Source organism: Streptomyces sp. NPDC005070 (genome assembly GCF_053600395.1).
In genome coordinates this window covers 1-3,348 of record NZ_JBSFZS010000316.1, presented here as the reverse complement: position 1 = coordinate 3,348, position 3,348 = coordinate 1, and the positions used below count along the sequence as shown (strand labels likewise).

Sequence of the window (3,348 nt, the reverse complement as noted above, 5' to 3'; positions counted from 1 at the left end):
CACTACGAGGATGGGGCCCACCGCCCGCGGGTGGTGGGCCCCATCCTCGTAGTGCCGAACGGGCTACGCGGCCGGCTGGACCAGCCACTCCGGCAGCGCGTCGAAGTCGTCCTGACCGAGCGCCAGCAGCATGGCGTCCGCGGGCGTCGGCTCGAACGGCTGCCGCAGCAAGGGCATCTGGGCCTGCTCCGGCGTACGGGCGGCCTTGCGGTGATTGTCCTCGGCGCAGGAGGCCACGGTGTTCAGCCAGGAGTCCTGACCACCCTGGGCCCGCGGCACGACGTGGTCCACGGTCGTGGCCCGGCGACCGCAGTAGGCGCACCGGTGCCGGTCGCGTACGAGCACACCCCGCCTCGACCACGGAGCTTGTCTTCGGAACGGCACCCGGACGTAACGGCAGAGCCTGATCACCCGGGGCACGGGTATGTCCAGCGCGGCACCGCGCATGCGCAGCTCGGGGTGGGCCTGCTCGACGACGGCCTTGTCCTGAAGCACCAGAACGACGGCTCGGTTCATCGTCACCGTCGAGAGCGGCTCAAAGCTCGCGTTCAGTACCAGCGTGTCCCGCATCCAGCCCACCTCCTATCGCGCACCGGCCCACCTGCGGCGGGCTGGGATCAACTCTGGCCGGGCACGCCGAGATGGACAACGCAATAAAAAATGCCCGCCCCTGATCACTTCCATGACCAGAGGCGGGCAAACGTTCGGTGAACGTCAGTCTGTGGCGGGATTGGTGTACTCGCCGATCAACTGGGCGCGCGCCAGCGTGTGGAACCGCAGATTGAAGCCCACCACGGCCGGTGACACGTCCGCGTCGGGACCGAGCTTCTCCTGATCCACGGCGTACACCGTGAAGACGTACCGGTGCGCGGGATCCCCTGCCGGCGGCGCGGCGCCGCCGAAGTCACGGGACCCGTAGTCGTTGCGCACCTGGACGGCACCGTCGGGAAGCCCCTCGAACTTGCCGCCGCCCGCGCCCGTCGGCAGCTCCGTCACCGAGACCGGGATGTCGAACAGCACCCAGTGCCAGAACCCGCTCCCCGTCGGGGCGTCCGGATCGAAGCACGTCACGGCGAAGCTCTTCGTCTCCGGCGGAAAGCCTTCCCAGCTCAGTTGCGGCGAGGTGTTCCCGGCCGCGTAGACCTGCGCGTCCTTCAGCACCGCGCCCGGTTCGACGTCCTCGCTGGTGAGCGTGAACGCCGGCACCGGCGGATGGAAGTCGTGCGGAAGCGGCGGCCTCTTGAGCTCGGTCACGTCAATACCTCCTGAACGGCGGAATCCGTGCCTCGAGCCTAGAACCAGCTCCGCTTGCTGCCGACCTCCGACAGCCACTGGTTCAGGTATCCGGCCCAGTCGGTGCCGTGGAAGTCGTGCAGACCCACCTGGAAGGAGCGGAAGGAGTCGCTGCCCTCGCTGAAGAGGCCCGGCTTCTTGTCCATCTCCAGGACGACGTCCATCGCGCGGTCGTCCGCGACGAAGCTCAGCTCCACCTGGTTCAGCCCGCGGTACTGCGACGGCGGGTAGAACTCGATCTCCTGGTAGAACGGCAGCCGCTGACGGGTGTTGCGGATGTGGCCGCGCTCCATGTCCGCGTTCTTGAAGCGGAAGCCGAGCTGGATGAAGGCGTCGAGAATCGCCTTCTGCGCCGGCAGCGGGTGCACGTTGATCGGGTCGAGGTCACCCGAGTCGATGGCGCGGGCGATCTCCAGCTCGGTGGTCACACCGATGTTCATCCCCCGCAGGCTCTGCCCGTCGATCATGGTGATCGGCGTCTCCCACGGGATCTCCAGGCCGAACGGGACCGTGTGCACGGCGCCGGCCTGGAGCTGGAAGGCCCCGCCGAGGCGCAGCTTCGTGAATTCGACGTCCTGCTTGTACTCCTGGTCGTCGTGGCCCTCGACCTCGACCCTGGCCTGCAGGCCGACCGACAGACCCTCGATCGACTGGTCGACCGAACCACCCTGGATCCGCACCTCACCCTGGACGACGCCGCCCGGAACGGTGTTGGCCTCGGTCAGCACCGTCTCGACCGAAGCCCCACCGGCCCCCAAGCTCGCAAGCAGCCGCTTGAACCCCATGTCGTCACTTCCTCCCCAGGCAATGCCTGTTCGTCCTCTGCCTGTCTGGATCCTTTGATCCCTACAAACGCGATCCGGCCCCGACCGGTTCCGCGCCCTCACCCTTACAAGCGGAGAGGACCGCTGACCACCCCACCGGCACGCATCCGTCCGGACTGCGCCGAACGGCTCCGGACCCCACCACACGGGTGAGGACGGAGGGACTACGCTCGTACGCCATGATCGCGGCCCCTGACCGTACGCCCCTGACGCGGGACTTCTTCGACCGGCCCGTCCTGGACGTCGCCCCCGACCTGCTGGGGCGCCTCCTCGTACGGGCCACGCCGGACGGTCCGATCGAGCTGCGCCTCACGGAGGTCGAGGCCTACGACGGTCCGGACGACCCCGGCTCGCACGCCTACCGCGGCCGCACGGCCCGCAACGGCGTGATGTTCGGCCCGCCCGGTCATGTGTACGTCTACTTCACCTACGGCATGTGGCACTGCATGAACCTGGTGTGCGGCCCGGAGGGCAGGCCCAGTGGAGTGCTGCTCCGGGCCGGTGAGGTCACCGAGGGTGCGGATCTCGCTCGCAAACGTCGACTCTCGGCCCGATACGACAAGGAACTGGCCAAAGGGCCGGCGCGCCTCGCGACGGCTCTGGGGGTGGACCGGTCACTCGACGGGACGGATGCCTGCGGCCCCGAGGGTTCGCCCCTGACGCTGCTGACGGGGAGCCCCGTCCCCTCCGACCAGGTACGCAACGGGCCGCGCACCGGAGTGTCCGGAGACGGAGGCGTCCACCCGTGGCGTTTCTGGATCGCCGACGACCCCACGGTGAGTCCTTATAGAGCGCATGCGCCCCGCCGCCGTTCAACTTGACGCACCCCTAGGGGATCCGTAATGTAGCCCGAGCCGCTTGAACCGGTTACGGCGTTCAGCCAGCAGCCGAGAGCGGCCAACCCACTACCTACAACTTCCCCGCAGCGGGGGCTTATTCGGCGTGCCTGCACGTCTGAATTCGAACCCGCGGAACTCGATTATGAGTCGCCGAGGAAATCCGCTAGCGTAGTGAATGTCGAAAGGCCGCGAAACGCGAAAGCGCTGAAAGGCCGGAAGACTAACCCGCTGACTGGGAGTCAGGCCCGAAAGGATCTGATAGAGTCGGACTCGCCGGAAAGGGAAACGCGAAAGCATAAACCTGGAAAGCACCGAGGAAATCGGATACGGAAACGGTCTGATAGAGTCGGAAACGCAAGACCGAAGGGAAGCGCCCGGAGGAAAGCCCGAGA

Annotated in this window: 4 protein-coding genes; 1 reads left to right on the top strand and 3 read right to left on the bottom strand. The window is 67.4% G+C overall.

The window, feature by feature from the left end:
* Positions 1–63: 63 nt before the first annotated feature.
* The 3 genes from ACWEBX_RS38340 to ACWEBX_RS38330 form a co-directional block, all read right to left on the bottom strand.
* Complete coding sequence (locus ACWEBX_RS38340) at positions 64–570, bottom strand: HNH endonuclease (RefSeq protein ID WP_355991935.1); 507 nt, start codon at positions 568–570, stop codon at positions 64–66.
* A gap of 144 nt (positions 571–714) precedes the next feature.
* A complete protein-coding gene (locus tag ACWEBX_RS38335; RefSeq protein ID WP_451889344.1) occupies positions 715–1,254 on the bottom strand; it encodes a YbhB/YbcL family Raf kinase inhibitor-like protein in 540 nt (179 codons plus the stop codon).
* A gap of 38 nt (positions 1,255–1,292) precedes the next feature.
* On the bottom strand, positions 1,293–2,078 hold the full coding sequence (locus tag ACWEBX_RS38330) for a sporulation protein (RefSeq protein WP_451889343.1): 786 nt from the start codon (positions 2,076–2,078) through the stop codon (positions 1,293–1,295).
* Positions 2,079–2,296: 218 nt separating this feature from the next.
* Here ACWEBX_RS38330 and ACWEBX_RS38325 point away from each other — a divergent pair, with 218 nt between their 5' ends.
* Complete coding sequence (locus ACWEBX_RS38325) at positions 2,297–2,938, top strand: DNA-3-methyladenine glycosylase (RefSeq protein ID WP_451889342.1); 642 nt, start codon at positions 2,297–2,299, stop codon at positions 2,936–2,938.
* Positions 2,939–3,348 lie beyond the last annotated feature (410 nt).

Coding starts and splice junctions, on each gene's coding strand:
- ACWEBX_RS38325 (WP_451889342.1), top strand. CDS start 2,297: ATGATCGCGGCCCCTGACCGTACGCCCCTGACGCGGGACTTCTTCGAC.
- ACWEBX_RS38330 (WP_451889343.1), bottom strand. CDS start 2,078: ATGGGGTTCAAGCGGCTGCTTGCGAGCTTGGGGGCCGGTGGGGCTTCG.
- ACWEBX_RS38340 (WP_355991935.1), bottom strand. CDS start 570: ATGCGGGACACGCTGGTACTGAACGCGAGCTTTGAGCCGCTCTCGACG.